The organism is Bacillus weihaiensis (assembly GCF_001889165.1).
In the GTDB taxonomy this organism is placed as follows: domain Bacteria; phylum Bacillota; class Bacilli; order Bacillales; family Bacillaceae; genus Metabacillus; species Metabacillus weihaiensis.
Genome location: NZ_CP016020.1, coordinates 3,443,099 through 3,458,818, shown reverse-complemented (window position 1 = coordinate 3,458,818; position 15,720 = coordinate 3,443,099). Strand labels below are relative to the sequence as shown.

Annotated in this window: 14 protein-coding genes and 1 tRNA gene; 10 read left to right on the top strand and 5 right to left on the bottom strand. The window is 37.0% G+C overall.

Features of this window, described 5'->3' with window-relative positions; genetic code table 11:
* The first annotated feature begins 110 nt into the window (after positions 1 to 110).
* From A9C19_RS16685 to A9C19_RS16670, 4 genes are all read left to right on the top strand, one after another.
* Entirely contained in the window at positions 111 to 1,304 is a 1,194-nt protein-coding gene (locus A9C19_RS16685; RefSeq protein ID WP_072580995.1) for a beta-ketoacyl synthase N-terminal-like domain-containing protein, read from the top strand.
* A gap of 12 nt (positions 1,305 to 1,316) precedes the next feature.
* Positions 1,317 to 2,738, top strand: a complete 1,422-nt coding sequence (locus tag A9C19_RS16680; protein WP_072580994.1) for a sensor histidine kinase — start codon at positions 1,317 to 1,319, stop codon at positions 2,736 to 2,738.
* Between the two features lie 148 nt (positions 2,739 to 2,886).
* Positions 2,887 to 3,555 carry a hypothetical protein gene (locus A9C19_RS16675; protein WP_072580993.1) on the top strand — a complete coding sequence of 223 codons (669 nt, stop codon included), beginning with the start codon at positions 2,887 to 2,889 and terminating at the stop codon, positions 3,553 to 3,555.
* 233 nt (positions 3,556 to 3,788) lie between these two features.
* The gene (locus tag A9C19_RS16670; protein ID WP_072580992.1) at positions 3,789 to 4,625 is read left to right on the top strand and encodes an STAS domain-containing protein; all 837 of its coding nucleotides are present in this window, start codon (positions 3,789 to 3,791) and stop codon (positions 4,623 to 4,625) included.
* 496 nt (positions 4,626 to 5,121) lie between these two features.
* Here A9C19_RS16670 and A9C19_RS16660 read toward each other — a convergent pair whose 3' ends face one another.
* The 3 genes from A9C19_RS16660 to A9C19_RS16650 form a co-directional block, all read right to left on the bottom strand.
* Complete coding sequence (locus A9C19_RS16660) at positions 5,122 to 6,714, bottom strand: MDR family MFS transporter (protein ID WP_072580990.1); 1,593 nt, start codon at positions 6,712 to 6,714, stop codon at positions 5,122 to 5,124.
* On the bottom strand, positions 6,702 to 7,616 hold the full coding sequence (locus tag A9C19_RS16655) for a TetR/AcrR family transcriptional regulator (RefSeq protein ID WP_072580989.1): 915 nt from the start codon (positions 7,614 to 7,616) through the stop codon (positions 6,702 to 6,704). Before A9C19_RS16655 ends, A9C19_RS16660 begins: the two co-directional genes overlap by 13 nt.
* 293 nt (positions 7,617 to 7,909) lie before the next feature.
* Complete coding sequence (locus A9C19_RS16650; protein WP_072580988.1) at positions 7,910 to 9,139, bottom strand: two-component system sensor histidine kinase NtrB; 1,230 nt, start codon at positions 9,137 to 9,139, stop codon at positions 7,910 to 7,912.
* A gap of 290 nt (positions 9,140 to 9,429) precedes the next feature.
* On the opposite strand from A9C19_RS16650, the gene A9C19_RS16645 reads away from it, so the two are divergent.
* Positions 9,430 to 9,711: a hypothetical protein gene (locus A9C19_RS16645; RefSeq protein WP_072580987.1), complete on the top strand. Its 282-nt coding sequence runs from the start codon at positions 9,430 to 9,432 to the stop codon at positions 9,709 to 9,711.
* A 163-nt stretch (positions 9,712 to 9,874) separates the two neighbouring features.
* On the opposite strand, the gene A9C19_RS22095 is transcribed toward A9C19_RS16645, so the two are convergent.
* Entirely contained in the window at positions 9,875 to 10,243 is a 369-nt protein-coding gene (locus tag A9C19_RS22095; RefSeq protein WP_199445793.1) for a hypothetical protein, read from the bottom strand.
* Between the two features lie 444 nt (positions 10,244 to 10,687).
* Here A9C19_RS22095 and A9C19_RS16635 point away from each other — a divergent pair.
* Positions 10,688 to 10,761: transfer RNA gene (locus A9C19_RS16635), tRNA-Gly, on the top strand.
* A gap of 239 nt (positions 10,762 to 11,000) precedes the next feature.
* On the opposite strand, the gene A9C19_RS16630 is transcribed toward A9C19_RS16635, so the two are convergent.
* Complete coding sequence (locus tag A9C19_RS16630; protein WP_072580985.1) at positions 11,001 to 11,666, bottom strand: B3/B4 domain-containing protein; 666 nt, start codon at positions 11,664 to 11,666, stop codon at positions 11,001 to 11,003.
* A gap of 211 nt (positions 11,667 to 11,877) precedes the next feature.
* Here A9C19_RS16630 and queG point away from each other — a divergent pair, with 211 nt between their 5' ends.
* The 4 genes from queG (at position 11,878) to trmL (ending at position 15,620) form a co-directional block, all read left to right on the top strand.
* The gene (gene queG, locus A9C19_RS16625) at positions 11,878 to 13,044 is read left to right on the top strand and encodes a tRNA epoxyqueuosine(34) reductase QueG (RefSeq protein ID WP_072580984.1); all 1,167 of its coding nucleotides are present in this window, start codon (positions 11,878 to 11,880) and stop codon (positions 13,042 to 13,044) included.
* Positions 13,045 to 13,258: 214 nt separating this feature from the next.
* Complete coding sequence (locus A9C19_RS16620) at positions 13,259 to 14,023, top strand: SDR family NAD(P)-dependent oxidoreductase (RefSeq protein ID WP_072580983.1); 765 nt, start codon at positions 13,259 to 13,261, stop codon at positions 14,021 to 14,023.
* 130 nt (positions 14,024 to 14,153) lie between these two features.
* Positions 14,154 to 15,050, top strand: a complete 897-nt coding sequence (locus A9C19_RS16615; protein ID WP_072581930.1) for an amidase domain-containing protein — start codon at positions 14,154 to 14,156, stop codon at positions 15,048 to 15,050.
* Between the two features lie 87 nt (positions 15,051 to 15,137).
* A complete protein-coding gene (gene trmL, locus A9C19_RS16610; protein WP_099092785.1) occupies positions 15,138 to 15,620 on the top strand; it encodes a tRNA (uridine(34)/cytosine(34)/5-carboxymethylaminomethyluridine(34)-2'-O)-methyltransferase TrmL in 483 nt (160 codons plus the stop codon).
* The last annotated feature ends 100 nt before the right edge of the window (positions 15,621 to 15,720 follow it).

Sequence of the window (15,720 nt, the reverse complement as noted above, 5' to 3'; positions counted from 1 at the left end):
AATATTATTCTACAATTTTCAACAAAACGGATATATTTTTCCTTATGAATCCGATATAATAAAAAGTATACTTGAATTGGTAAAAATTTCTTATAAGAGGCTTGGTGTATATGAGTAAAATTGTCGTTACTGGTTATGGTATTAGGGCACCGGGAACAGAGAATATTGAATGCTTTCGAAGTAACTTAATGAGAGGTATTTGTTGCCTTGATACTGTGACGAACCTTACTTATAAGAATGAAACAACGATAGTAGGCCTCATAGAAGATTTTGGGATAGATGATTCAAGCCATAAGGAATATAGACGGCTACCAAGAACAGCTTTACTAGGTATTGCAGCAGGTAAAGAGGCTATTACTTATGCTCGGCTTCATCATGTGAAGAATAAGAGGATAGGGGTTTTCTTTGGAATTTCACTTGGGAATACTGGAAGTCAGGAGTTTCAAGCTGCAATTACTCATTCAAATGAAAATAAATACCGCAAAATACCAATAACGTTCGGACATTTATCAAATACTCATAGTATTACAGCTAGTATTTCCTATTTTCTTGGTGGAAATGATGTGACGAAAACCATTACTACGGGATGTACGTCTAGCTTAGAAGCTGTACAGGATGCACGTATTTATTTAAAGAGTGGCTTAATCGATATTGCGATAGTCGGTGGAGTAGATAGTCCTATAAGTAAAGCGGCGTCCTTTGTCTTTTCGAAGACAAACGTGTTACCGTTGAATCAGTCCCTAGAAGAAGGGGCTATTCCATTTCAATCGACTAGTAAGGGCTTTGCGATGTCAGAGGGTGCGGGTGTCATTATTTTAGAGAGAGAAGAGGACGCACAAAAGAGAGGGGTAAACATTATTGGAGAGATTGAAGATGTGGTTTCCAATAATGATGGCCAACCTATTTATTCTCAAGATACATCCGGAGATCAATTGCTTAAAGCATTAAGAGTCGTTGTGAAAAATAGAAGGCCTGACTATGTCAATAGTCAAGCATTAGGAATTCAAGTGAATGACCTTATTGAAAAACGAGCTTCCTATGAGTTATTTCAACATGAGGTTCCCTTTACGTCAATAAAAAGTATGATAGGAAATCCGTTCGGAGCTGTTGGCATCATGCAGGTGATCTCATCCTTGTTAAGCATTGAATATGGGTTTATTCCTCCTACTATTCGGACGAATCAAAAAGGATTTGAAGAAATGAAGATTGTAAGAAATCTGATAGTCCAACAGGTGAATTCCGTTGCAATTACCAACCATGGCTATGGTGGAAATAATGCAGCAGCCTACATAAAACGCAGATGAAGGAATGGTATAGTGATTACATCTTTACTAATCATAACGATCGGACTCTTGCCGCTTGTTCTAGCCCTTAACGTTATCTCCATTTATAAGGGCTCTGAATTAGGTGTAGCGTTATTAATGTACATGATTTCAATTACCTTGTGGCAGCTAAGTATAGGTGTTCTTTACCTTCATTGGTTGCTTCCTAGTGAAATCATTCTACAATTGTTTCGTTTTTTTCGAATTGGACCTACTAGCTTTGTTCCAATAACGTTTTATATTATCTATTTGCTCGTTAGTAAGCATGCACCAAATATTAAGAATACAGCCATTTATCGTGGGTTCTTGTCGATTTTTAATAAAAAAATTCTTTGGATGTTAATTGTGTGGAGTACGGGCATATATATTATGAACTGGACGAGCCTTGGAATTGAGGGGCTACGCACCGTTGAAACAAAGGCGAAATCGGTTCTTCTTTTCCCGGTATATGGGGATTTTAATTTTTTATACTTATTTCATACGGGTTCAATCGTTATTCTAGTTATTATTATAATGTTGTTAACGAATGGGATACAGAATCATTCTCTTAAATCATTTCTAAAAAGCTTCTCACTTTGTTCAATGCTCCTTTTTGTAGCTGGTGTACTTAATTTTATTCCTGGAACTGGTGCGGTTTTAAGTAGCTTTGGTGTGATTATTTTTACATCAACCATCATCTTCTCATTTGTACGAATGAATAATGTAACGACGAACCATTATAATTTATTACTGGAACGTCAGAAGAAGCTGGATTACTTAGGTAATGTTTCAACTAGCTTGATTCATGAGGTGAAAAATAATCTTCAAATTATTAAGGCGTACTCGAAATTACTACCTGAAAGCACGTCTTTGCCTAAAGAAAGTATGAATATGGTAAATATGATTCAACTTGCATCGAATCAATTAGAGGAGCTGACAACTAGCTACACAGATTATATTCATAAGAAATCCATTGATTTTCGAGTAGTGGACCTAAATGAATTAATTGATGCGTCACTACATCTGACTAATGAAATGACGAGGTTGAAGGATATTGATGTGACCTTTGTAAAGAATTTTAAGAATGTAAAGGCGTATGTTAGCCCGACGTATTTAAAGCAGGTGTTTATTAATTTAATAAAAAATAGCAGTGAGGCTATACAAGAAGATCAGAGTGACAAGAAAATTGTGATTGAGACGAATATGATTCAGGATAAAATTATCATTGATGTTTCAGATAGTGGTATCGGCATAAAAGAATATGAGTGGGAAGATATTTTTGATCCCTTTCATTCTTCTAAGGAAACAGGAATGGGAATTGGGCTTCCATTTGTTCGGAAGATTATGTTTGAACACCGTGGGGAGATCTTTGTCCTAAGGAGTAGTGAAGCAGGTACGACCTTTCGTTGCATTTTACCTCAATATGAGTTCATGTAGGTATTTAAGCCATCTTCCGTTTAAAGTTGCTTAAAGTTTTACAAAATGACCTCATTTTCATTTTCATTCCACCTTCAATCTCCTGTATAATAGTCTGTATGGAAAAACATAGTATATTCATGAGATTGAAGGAAGGAAGTCTACAATCGTGAAGAAATTAGTGATTAGCTTATTTTCTATTATTCTCGTTTTTGTTCTTATTTTTTTCTTGAATTCCTTTTCGTCTAATGGGAAAAATAATGAGGCAAGAAAGAACGAGGTTTCCAACGCTAGTGTAGAGGCTTCTTCTAAAGCAGTAGAGGAAGACGAAGCATTTACCCGTGAAGCGAAGCAGCTTATAGCAGAGCAATTTGAGTATTTCCATTCTTTGATTAATAGCGATTTTTTCTATCAATCTAGGATGAATATGGCTGCAGATTCTTTCTCAGATGATTGGGTAACAAACCAGGTGAAAGAGGAGCTCCATACAAAAGCAGTTGAAATAGATAATCTGCTACCTGAAGAGTTAGATAGTAGTAATGAATTGTCACAAGACCTACTGCAGGTTTTAATTAGATTGAATCAAGCATCAAGCTCTGTAGATAGTCAACGGAACATCTATCATATTTATAAGATTTTGTATGAGCATCATGTTGATCTTAATCAGTATGAGTTTGAAGAGGTTGCTAGCAATGGACGTGAAAACTTTAATCCTGAGGAAGAGTGGGAAGAGATCTTTCCAGAAACAGAAGAACAAACCGTAAAAACCGAGGCTGAGTTACAGGAAGAAATTGAAAAAGGGATTGAACATGTAACACCAAGTGATGAAGCAGAATGAGAATAATCCTAAAACCCAATGCTTTTTACCATGAAGTGTTGGGCATTTTTTATTAATAGGCTACTAGAATCTATATCACTATTTAATTAAGTGCTAATGTATACAAATGAGGTTGAGTGAGCACGTGAAAAGTGTAAGGCTTTTGCAACGAGACAAGTGAACAAGAAATAGTGGTCTCATGAACGACTGCAAAGTTAATAATAGCCAAAATAATGATTAAGGGGATTATAATAATGAAGGATGAATTAAGATATATTGGTCAAAAGGTCGTTGAGAAAAAAATAGAACTTGCTAAGAAAGTGGACTTTGGGACAGATGGGCAACTCATGCAAAAAATAGCTGTCTCTAAATTTCCATTAACAGAGCGTGTGGAATATCGTGCTAAATTGATTGGCTATTTTGGAGAAGCCTTGTATGAGGATACTGAGATCATAAAGGAAAGAGTTAGTGATTGGGCTGCAAAAGCAGCTCATGTAGCAATCAATGATCATATTTCGTTAAGTAGTACATTACGAGGAATTTACTCGTATCGTACGGTCATATGGGATGTCTTTACTGAGGAATTGGAAAAAAGAAAATTTGCACCAATTACAATGCTTGATGTTTCAAAGATTATTGATCCGCTTATTGATATTGTGTGTAGTATTATCGGGGAAGAATTTGAAAAACATAATCACAACCTTATGAAAGTGGCTTATACGGCATTAGAGGAATTATCTGTCCCAGTTGTTCCCCTTACAGAAGGGCTAGCCATTGTCCCGCTTGTTGGAAATATCGATACACATCGAGCGAAATTAATTATGGATGTTACGTTACATGAAGCTGCTAAGCTGAAATTAACAGATATTATCTTTGATGTTTCGGGAGTTCCGATTATTGATACAATGGTGGCGAACCAGCTTTTTCACATCGTCCATGCATTACGATTACTAGGTGTGAAAGTGATGTTAACAGGAATCCGTCCGGAAATTGCCCAAACGATTATCAGTTTAGGTATGGATTTCTCAGGTATCCAAACAAGAGCAAGCATGAAGCAAGCTCTAGAGGAGATTGGAATTTTAAAATCATAACTAACATATAGGAAACGTTTCTTTAACGTAAGTGAAATCAGCTCCTTTTTCTCTAGTGATCTGTAGAAATGGTCAGAACAGAGAAAGGGAGCATGACGCCCCTTAAGTAAAGAGGCGTTTTTTTTGTGATATGTTTTGTTAGATAGCATGACCCGTACTCTTTTTCGGTCAGGGAGTTGTCAGAAACTCTTCTTTGAAGATTTATGACGTATCGTTTAAGGGGGGCTATCAAAACGAGAAATATGTTAGTAAGGTGTTTAAGAAGAAAGTAAGAGTTGCTCTGAATAAGTATGGGCTTGAGGTTAGAAAGGGAAAGAAGGTGAGGGGGTTTAGTAGGGATTTAACAATAGTGCTGCTTCCGGAATTTAATTGACTCCTGTTCACTGTTCTAATAAAGCTTAATGAATAAAAAAAGCGTGAATCCAATTTTGAATTCACGCTAGACTATGGTATTAGCTATGGAAGAAAGATGTTTTTGCCCTGGTTATCTTTTAACTTACTGCTGATGCTCTACGGCCCCTTCTTCGTCGTCATCATTTGTGGTTCGTAAAGGAATTTCTTTTAAGAATAATGTGACGATAAAGGCAAGCGTAACAATTACGGCACTAACTAAGAATACAGTAGTAAGGGCTGAATTTAAGGCTTCTTTTAAGATAGAGATAAATTGTTCAATTACAGGGCTCATTTCAGCAGGAAGTTCATTTTGAATGCTTTCAAGCTGTGCTGTATCCATTAAGACTTGAGGATTTTGTAAGTGAGCCATACTCTCTGTTACCTCAGGTGGTGGGGCAGGCATATCAGCTTGTTGCGCATTTGAAAGCTCATTTTCCATTCTAGCTCCCATGACAGAGCCTAGAAAAGCTACTCCGATTGTTCCTCCAATTTGTCTAAACGTTTGCATAGCAGAGGTAGCAACACCTAAGTATTTTTGACTTACTGCATTTTGAACCGTTAAATTAAATACAGGCATATTTACACCAAGACCAATTCCTATGACAATTAGCTGAAGGATTAATATGGTTAATGTCGAGTCTGTTGTTAACGTTGAATTTAGGATTAATCCAACAGCCATAATAAGAATTCCAACTAACCCAACGACTTTATATTTCCCTGTTTTTGTGATGAAATTACCAACAAGAATACTTGAGATTACCATCGCAATTGTCATAACCATTTCGACTAAACCAGAAACGGTTGCAGATTCACCTTGAACCCCTTGTACATAGAAGGGTACATACATAATCGTACCAAACATCCCCATCCCCATTAGCATCCCAGCGATATTTGATACCGTAAACACACTGTTTTTAAAGAGGAATAGTGGTAGAACGGGACTTTTTGCTTTTAATTCAATAAATACAAACGCAACTAAGGATAAAACGGTTAACGAGAATAACCCGATAATTTCAAATGAAAGCCATTCGTATTTACCACCGGCCCATGTGAAGCCAAGTAATAAGGAAACAATGGCAATGGTTAATGTGATGGATCCTAGGAAATCAATCGGTTCTTTTTCCTTTGCTTTTTGAGATGGATAGAGTCGTAAAATTAAGGCAAACGCAAAGAACCCAATCGGTAAGAATACCCAGAAGATCCAATGCCAGTCAAAATTATCAACAATATATCCTCCAAGTGTAGGACCGAATAAGCTGGATAATCCAAATGTCGCGCCAAGTAATCCTTGCCATCTTCCGCGTTCACGAGGTGCGAATAAATCGCCAACTGTTGTAAAGGCACTCGACATGATCATACCGCCACCAAAGCCTTGAAGTCCTCGGTATAAAATAAGTTGAATAATATTTTGAGACGTACCACTTAAGAAGGCACCAAGCATAAATATCCCAATTCCGATTAAGATGAAGATCTTACGTCCATAGATATCTGAAAGCTTACCCACTAACATGGCAGTAATCGTTGACGTAAGCATATAGACGGTAAATACCCAGTCAAAATAATCCATTCCACCAATTTGAGCAACAATCTTCGGTAAAGAAGTACCGACGATCGTCATATTCACCGCTGCAAAGAACATGGCAGACATAACGGCTATCATGATGAGGACCTTTTGTCGATTTTCTAAATGTTCCATTTTTCTCCTCCTACTAATAGCGACCGTAATTTCGTAGCGGTCGACTTTAATTGTTCTTCTTTCATGAAATAATGCAGTAGTACATCAAGTAAAAAAACCTTTGGATCTTCTGTTTCAAGTTCTTTTATAAGCATGTCAAACGATTGCTCCAAATGCTCTTTATTATCTGATGGATTCATAGAATCGATAACTATTTTTATACGGCTTAGTAGGATATCGACATGATCTTTCGTACAAAGGGTAGGAGAAGGTGAAAGTAGATTTTCCATCTCTTCTTCTGAGAAGAGTGGTTTCGGTTTTGTTTGAAGTAAATCAGTCTTTATATAATCTAGACGGTCAACAATATATGTAGCCATTTCGTTTCCATCCCACTCTTTGTACTGATCGGCCACAGTTATATATTCCTTTAGTAAGCCTTGCACGGTTACAGTCAAGTCCCAGCTATAGGGCTTTATTTCTTCACCATAGGCTTCAATCAATACGTTTCTTTGCCATCCAACAATTCTAGTTTTTAGCTGTCTCATCATTTTTTTTAGCTTATTGTTTCCAGACAAAGGTATTTCTTTTAGTTGCATCGTGATAAAATTTCTTTGTTCTAAAAATACTTCAATTTGAGTACTGATTTGTTTAATAAGTAATTCCCTAGGAGAATAATGAGAAGCAAAGGAAATCGAGGCAACCTTATCAAACAAGATGTTTTGATGGTACTCAAAAACTTCAATAAACAAATCCTCCTTAGAAGGGAAAAGCTTATATAAGGAAGCTTTTGACATCGAACATTCTTCTGCTATTTCTTGAACAGAAGTTGAAAAGTATCCTTTGGCAGAAAATATTTTGGTAGCAGTCAGGATGATTCGTTCTTTCTTTGGCTCCAATCCATTTTTCACTTCCTTTCCTTTCACAAAAAACTCATTAGTTATATATAGAACTCGCTGGTTACAATAGGTAATTTTATCTGATTATAAGCCTGTGGTCAACGAATATGGATGTGTTTATATTCTAAATTATAGTCTTTTATTAATTGAGTATTATAAGATGAGAAAAAATTAGCTAATGAATTGAATTGAGGAGAAGCAGAAGGAAGGGGGTTAGTAAGATGTGAGAAGGTTGTGTGTATAAAGCGTGCGAAACATAGTGGTAACGTATAATAAAAGAGAACTCACCAATGTTGGCGAGTTCTAACATGTTGTCTTCTTTAAGAATTCTTTTTACTTACAGGTATATTGATTGTGAATTTTGTACCTCGTTCATCGCTTGTGACGCTCATCGTTCCTCTGTGATTCTCAATGATTTTCTTTGAAACGGACAAACCTAGGCCTGTTCCTTCATCCTTTGTTGTAAAGAAAGGATCAAATACATGTGGAAGAAGCGAGGAGGGGATGCCTTTTCCGTTATCAATAAAATGAATCTGGATGCTATGGTCTATTAAAGCTGTTTTGACAGTTATCTTTAATGGATTTTCCCCTTTTGCTTGCAAAGAATTTCGTAATAAATTCATAAACACTTGAAGAAGCTCATCACTATGTCCTAATAGATACACATTCTTTGTTTGAGGGTGAAGATCGAAAAATAACTCTGCGTTATATAAAAGAGCCTCCGTTTTTAGAAACTTTCCAAGATAGTCCGTTAAAAATGCTTTTACATTTAACGTTTCTGTTGAAGTGTTGGCTGGTTTTGCGATACTTAGAAAGTCGGTAATGATTTTATTAGCACGATCAATTTCAGGTATGAGCACCTTAGTGAAGAGGTCTTTTTTTTCTTCATCATCGTGACTTAGAAATTGTAAGTATCCGCGAACTGTCGTTAAGGGATTGCGAATTTCATGGGCAATTCCAGCGGCAATTCTTCCTGCTAATGCTTGTTTTTCAGCCTCTTTGATTACATTTAAGAAATAAAAGGTCCCAATTACTCGTGAAATAGATCCATCTGAATCTCTTATAATTCGTGTATTGATAATCCCATAGTTTGTATCAAGTACTTCTTTATTCGTAAATTCTTTTTCCGTTCTAATGGATTCAAGTATAGCAATTTGATCATCAGGAATACGTAAGAGCTCTCGGATATGCTTTCCAATGATGTCGTCTCTGTGTACTTCAAGATCTTTCGCAGTTTGCACATTACATAATGTCACAATCCCGTCTTTATCTACAAAGACAATGTGATGTGGGACAAAATCCAAGATGCTTGTTAAAAAGGCCTCAATCTCTTTAAAATCATTGCACCGTGTTTGAATGGAAGGTGTATCACTTGGAATTCTATCTGTTTTCTCCATATGGATGATTCCATCTTTTTCTCCCTTTGAGATTGTATATCCGTCAGGGTGGTGATATGTAAAGGAAATGGGAAGAGTTAAGAGGGTGTCTCTTAACAAAGCATTCTCCTTTTCTAATTTCTTCATATCAAGTGAGGAAGGTAGGTCGTTCATATAAAGACTCCTTTAAAGGGAACGATATGTTTCTCTTGAAACAATTCCAGTTTATTTATAAAAAAATAGCCTAGTCTTATTCATGCAGTATCTAATACGTAATTTAATTGTCTAGCTTATGGCATCTTTCGCTTTTTTTATTATACGATACATATTTTTACCATATCTACTATTACATAGACTTTTTGACAAAAAAATCAACGAAAAATAGGTGGCTGTCCTACTCAACATTAGCAAATTGCTGAATAAGATAAAGTAACCAACCCGTGCAGGAGGAGGGGACAAGGAATATGAAAGGAAAAGATAAAGACCTAGAGGATATGAAGGAGCTCCTGTTAAAAATAAAGGAATTAGAATATCAGATTGATAATGTTGAAGGGACGCACTCTAATCATTTAGATGAGAATGATGTAAGGGCATTAGTAGATAAAATATTAACAGAAAAGGAATATGTCACACAAAAAGAAGTGGATCGAAAAACAACAGAGAGTCACTTGCAGCTGATAAAGTGGATTATTGGTACGGGTTTGAGTGCTACTGCGATCATCGTAAGTATTGTTGGGTTTTTATAAATGTTTTAGCTAATGATTCAGATTTGTAATATATTAAAGTCTATGTTGCTATTGACTAAAGCGTATGACAAGATCATATAGATAAAAGGAGGTGAGGTAACGATATGTCTTCACTCACCTCACCTCCTTAACTAGGTTCGATTATCGTATGATTAAATTCGATTTAATAATAATGACCGCGATTGAATGGTCCGTCGTCTAGGACAGCTCCGCCAAGAAGACCTGCACCAAGACCTAATAATCCTGTTGTAAGTGGATTTACACCATAGCCATAGCCTCCACCAGGACCGTATCCAGGACTACCATATCCGTATCCAGGACCATAGCCACCACCAGGATAGTTGTAACCATAGCCACCACCTGGATAGCCACCATAGTTATATCCACCATAACCGCCGCCAGGATATCCACCATAATTGTATCCACCATAGGAGCCTAAACCAGGTCCACCGTATGGACCACCAAATCTTGTATCATATCCTAATTGCCCTTGGGCACCTGAAAATCCTCTAGTTGTTCTATATGTCATCATTTTCATCCTTCCCAAATGTTTATGATTTTCTCTGTACTATATGTATCTACCTATATCTTTGGGATGATAATTGAATAGATTGGGCTAAATTCCTTTTATTGTTGCATTTAAAATAGGTACTAAAGATGAAAACTATTTAAGGTGGAATGGAGTCTCACCGCCCCCGCCCTGCTGAAAGCGAGCAAGGGGAGCGGAATTCAACCAGACTGAATACGTGATACATAGCCAAATGTAAAAGGTATCTACATTCTGTAGGTCGGTCTGTGTTTCTTTAAAATAAGCCATTCAGAATGTAATTTGAAAAATAGCTTGATTAATTAGAAATGACAGAATATACTAAGGAAGTATCTTTTTTGAGACTTATCGACAAATATCGACAAAAACTTTAAAAAAAGTCTTGAATCTTTCTGGTACGCTTGTTATAATCAAATACATATTCCATATGCGGGTGTAGTTTAGTGGTAAAACCTCAGCCTTCCAAGCTGATGATGAGGGTTCGATTCCCTTCACCCGCTCCATACATAATGGTTACAACGCAGTGTTTCGTTTCTTAGATAAACGGGGCATTGCGTTTTTTAATTTCCGTGCAATTACAGGCAGTCAGGGGAGAATTTCTTGATTTTGCTTAACAGAAGGTTAATCCAATAATCTTCTTTAAATATGATAAAGAAAAAGTACACCGTTGAGGTTGAGTAAAAACAACAGACGGTGTACTTTACTTCAATGTTTTTTCATCAATAAAATAGAAGCAAACATGCTAAATGACATCAAATGTTGCTTCACCGCCATGAATTTGGGTAAACATAGTGGATAACGCGTTGAGCAATTTAAGTGCTTCATCTTTTCCCATTGATGGCTGTAAATAAATTAGGTGAACAGCAGCTTTTGTGGCCGTGGTAACAGAGGTTCTTTTAGAATCCACATAAGGACTACCAAAAGGACCTTCTGAATCGAGTGATACAATTTTATTTGATAACGAAATTTCACGTTCATTAATAGCCGTATAAGAAGCATGCTCACTTCCAATTGAGATTGTGATTCGATCTCCGGCTACTTTATTCCTATCATAGATTCCTAATGGAATTTGATATTGAAGAGAAAGGAAATTGTTCATATCAACAGCAGAGTTTACGGTTCCTACAAACTGCTGTTTCTGAACTCTCCTAAATAGTGCTTCATTTGATGGACGATAGCGATTAGGGTCAGTGCCTGCCGACTTAAATAGCTTTCTCCATTCTTGGATAGCGGGAATGTCAGTTATTTTCTTATCAGTAAAATCAAAATAAAGTGATTCCTGAAATAGCTGTAACCGTCCTTTTAACATTTGTGGAGAATCCCCGACAGTAATACCCTTATACGTAACAACACCAACCTTTACATTTGGCTCAATTGATTTTAATGTAGAATCAATGGTTATTTCCATAATTTAAACCTCCACAACAATATGCAGTTATTTTATCATATGTAATAGATTTACCTGGAATAGACGGCTTGAGAATTTCATGATGGTCCTAAGAAGGGATGTAATGACAACGCTTGTGAGACCATCTTAAAGCATTTAAGACAGCTTCTTTTAAAAGAACTTAAAATAGAATGTATTAATAGAAATCGACTAGTAGAAAGGAGGGGCAAACATGAATAGTGAACAGCTAAAACAAGAAGTCATTGCCTATAGCAAGGAAATAGGGATTGATAAGATCGGATTTACAAGTGCAAGTATGTTCGAAGAATTAAAACAACGTCTCATAAACCAACAGGAACTTGGGTATCAATCAGGCTTTGAGGAGCCTGATATTGAGAAACGAGTTACTCCGATTAAGCTGTTACCAAAGGCTAGCTCCATCATTTCTATTGCACTAGCCTATCCTTCAAAGCTAAAGGATGCACCAAAAAGCACAAAGGAAGATCGTCGAGGAATCTTCTGTCGTGCTTCATGGGGACAGGACTACCATATGGTTCTTAGAGATCGACTTGCAAAATTAGAAGCCTTTTTAAAAGAAAAGCTACCGGATGTCGAAGTGAAATCGATGGTTGATACAGGAGAATTATCTGATCGTGCTGTAGCAGAAAGAGCGGGTATTGGATGGAGTGGAAAGAATTGCGCTATTATTACACCAGAATTTGGTTCATATGTTTATCTTGGTGAGATGATAACCAATGTACCTTTTCCACCAGATCAGCCAATGGAAGATCAATGTGGAACATGTAGAAAATGCTTGGATGTATGTCCAACAGGGGCCCTTGTTCAGCCAGGTCAGCTTGACTCCTCGAAGTGTATAGCCTTCTTAACGCAAACAAAAGGATTTTTAGCGGATGAATATCGAACAAAAATCGGAAATCGCATTTATGGGTGTGATACGTGTCAAACGGTTTGCCCGGTGAATAAAGGAAAGGACTTTCATTTTCATGAGGAAATGGAGCCTGATCCGGAGCTTGCAAAGCCAAAGCTTAAACCATTGCTCACAATGAGTAATCGTGAATTTAAAGAGACATTTGGTCATATGTCTGGCTCTTGGCGAGGCAAGAAGCCATTACAGCGGAATGCCATCCTAGCGCTTGCTCATTTTAAAGATACTACTGCTCTTAAAGATTTGCTGAAGCTTGCAAAAGAAGATCCAAGACCTGTTATTCGTGGGACGGCAGCGTGGGCAATAGGGAAAATTGGAGATCAGACAATGAAGGATGAATTAAAAGCTCTTCTATTAAACGAAAAAGATGAACAAGTAATAGAAGAAATGAATAAAGGTTTACGCTTATTAGGAGAAGAAGTAGAACCAGAAGTTGGGAAGTCAACGTCATAAGACTTCCCAACTCGGTTATTGATTAGGAAATTTACATAAACCAGTGTTTTGAGAGCTAGAACGGATAGCCTACACTTCTTTTTGTCACGACATGGCATACTAGGAGCGATGGAAACGTGACTTCTTGACAAACACTTCTCTTGAAATTATGATTTGTTTAAATTATTAAACATTTAAACTCATTGTGGATGAATGATATGTTGGAGGATATAAAATGATTAAAACAGCACTTATTACTGGAGCAACAAGTGGAATAGGCTATGAATTTGTAAAGCTATTTTCCAGGGGTGGATATAACTTAGTTGTTGTTGGAAGAAATGAAGAAAAATTAGACGAAATTGAGCAAGTTTTTCATCACGTAGAAATTACGAGAATTCAAAAGGATCTTAGTAAACCAGGAGCTGCAAAGGAGATTTTTGAAGAGCTGTCTAAGCTAGGGATAACGATTGACGTTGTTGTGAACAATGCAGGCTTCGGACTATTAGGTGAATTTGATACGGTATCGTTAGAAGAACAATCGAGAATGATTCAACTAAATATAACGGCCTTAACAGAGTTAACTCATTATTTCCTACCATATATGAAAAAAATGAATGACGGAAAGATTGTAAATATTGCGAGTACAGCGGCCTTTCAGCCTGGTCCTTTAATGGCTGTGTATTATGCAACAAAAGCGTACGTGTTATCTTTTTCAGAAGCGCTAGCAGAAGAATTAAAAGGAAAGAACATTACTGTTACAACAATTTGTCCAGGAGCGACTAAGACAAATTTTGGAGCGGCTGCAAATGTTGAACATACAATTATGTTTAGTAACGCAATGGATGCTAAGGAAGTGGCGAAACAAAGCTACGAGGGCATCATGAAAGGGAGACGTGTGGTCATTCCTGGAGCAAAGAACAAAGCTGGTGCCTATGCAGCGAAGTTTCTACCGCGTTCACTAACAGCAAAAATTGCAAAGGCGGTAGCAGGAGAAAAGTAAAAATAAGTGTTCAGTCATGACAGCTCATCACCATTCATAGTTTGTAGTAAACAAAGCTGTCTTTTGTGTGGGTAGGAGGATGATTCAGTCGCACAAAAGGAAGAGCTTAATACAAAGTGGTGGTGTAAAGATGAAAAAAATTCTTTCGCAATTAAATACCGATAAGCTACAGATGCTTGTCAATAAAAAGCTGATGAAACAAATGCGACATAATGAAGAGCTTCTTGCACTTGAACGAAAGATTGAATGCAATGAAAAAAGAAAGGTTGAAGTTGTAAAAGGACATTCAGAGACTCGGATTACTCAACTTACGGATGCAGGGGATAAGCTACAGGATGTCTTTTATACGAACCACCACAAATGGCTTCATAAGCAAAAGGAGTATTTCTATCTGGAGGAAAGGAAGGAATTTCGCAAAGCAAGCTTTTATCGTGATGAGCTTGTTGACGATTTTGCCCTTCATTCAGAAGGTGATACGAATACACAGTCCTTTTCAACCAGCGATGATCAGAGTAGGAATAACCAGCCATTTACTTATGACCGTTTAGCGGCTGTTCAATATGCAGAGCGATGGTGGGATGATCACAATCCACATTACAAAAATTTTGAAGTGAATTGTACAAATTTTGTTTCTCAATGCTTACATGCTGGCAATGCATCCATGCGAGGCTATCCGAATCGTTCTTCGGGCTGGTGGATGCAGCAGAATAATTGGAGCTATAGCTGGTCTGTTGCCAATGCTATGACAAATTTCCTTCATCACTCGAAAACCGGGTTACGTGCGAAAAAAGTAGATCGTGCAGAGCAATTGATACCGGGCGATCTTATCTGTTATGATTTTCAAGGTGATGGTCGCTTTGATCACACTACCTTTGTTGTCGCAAAAGATGAAGAGAATATGCCGCTAGTAAATGCACAAACTTATAATAGTCGTATGAGGTATTGGGCATATGAAGATTCAACAGCCTATACCCCGAATATTCAATATGCCTTTTTTCATATCATAGATGATACGTCTAGCAAGTAACAATGGTATAATAGGTTTCGTAAAAATGATTTGAACACGTTTAGCAGAGGGTGAGCGAGCTTTGCGAACGTTATAGAATTAGACGAGGTGACAGAATTGGCTTTACACGTAGTATTATATCAACCAGAAATACCTGCAAATACAGGAAATATTGCACGTTCATGTGCAGCAACAAATACGACTTTACATTTAATCCGTCCATTAGGATTTTCAACAGATGATAAAATGTTGAAAAGAGCTGGCTTGGATTACTGGGAGCATGTAAAGGTCATATACCATGACTCTCTTGAAGAATTATTTGAAACCTATTCAAACGGTGAATTCTTCTATTTAACGAAATTTGGCAAACAGCCACATACAACCTTCGATTATAGTGAAACTGATAGGGACTATTTCTTTGTCTTTGGTCGTGAAACAACGGGTCTTCCGAAGGATTTATTAGAGGCTAACATGGATAAGTGCTTACGCTTACCAATGACAGAACATGTACGTTCGTTAAATCTTTCAAACACGGCTGCTATTTTAATTTACGAAGCACTTAGACAACAAAATTACCCAGGCTTAACATAAAAAAAAGGATGACTTCATGAATCAGATCGCGAAATCTGTTCATGAGTCATCCTTTTTTATTGAAAAATTATTTTTTTACACCTGGTTTGCTGTCATATCC

Coding starts and splice junctions, on each gene's coding strand:
- A9C19_RS16660 (WP_072580990.1), bottom strand. CDS start 6,714: ATGGAACATTTAGAAAATCGACAAAAGGTCCTCATCATGATAGCCGTT.
- A9C19_RS16685 (WP_072580995.1), top strand. CDS start 111: ATGAGTAAAATTGTCGTTACTGGTTATGGTATTAGGGCACCGGGAACA.
- A9C19_RS16615 (WP_072581930.1), top strand. CDS start 14,154: ATGAAAAAAATTCTTTCGCAATTAAATACCGATAAGCTACAGATGCTT.
- A9C19_RS22095 (WP_199445793.1), bottom strand. CDS start 10,243: ATGATGACATATAGAACAACTAGAGGATTTTCAGGTGCCCAAGGGCAA.
- A9C19_RS16630 (WP_072580985.1), bottom strand. CDS start 11,666: ATGGAAATAACCATTGATTCTACATTAAAATCAATTGAGCCAAATGTA.
- A9C19_RS16670 (WP_072580992.1), top strand. CDS start 3,789: ATGAAGGATGAATTAAGATATATTGGTCAAAAGGTCGTTGAGAAAAAA.
- queG (WP_072580984.1), top strand. CDS start 11,878: ATGAATAGTGAACAGCTAAAACAAGAAGTCATTGCCTATAGCAAGGAA.
- A9C19_RS16620 (WP_072580983.1), top strand. CDS start 13,259: ATGATTAAAACAGCACTTATTACTGGAGCAACAAGTGGAATAGGCTAT.
- A9C19_RS16645 (WP_072580987.1), top strand. CDS start 9,430: ATGAAAGGAAAAGATAAAGACCTAGAGGATATGAAGGAGCTCCTGTTA.
- A9C19_RS16650 (WP_072580988.1), bottom strand. CDS start 9,139: ATGAACGACCTACCTTCCTCACTTGATATGAAGAAATTAGAAAAGGAG.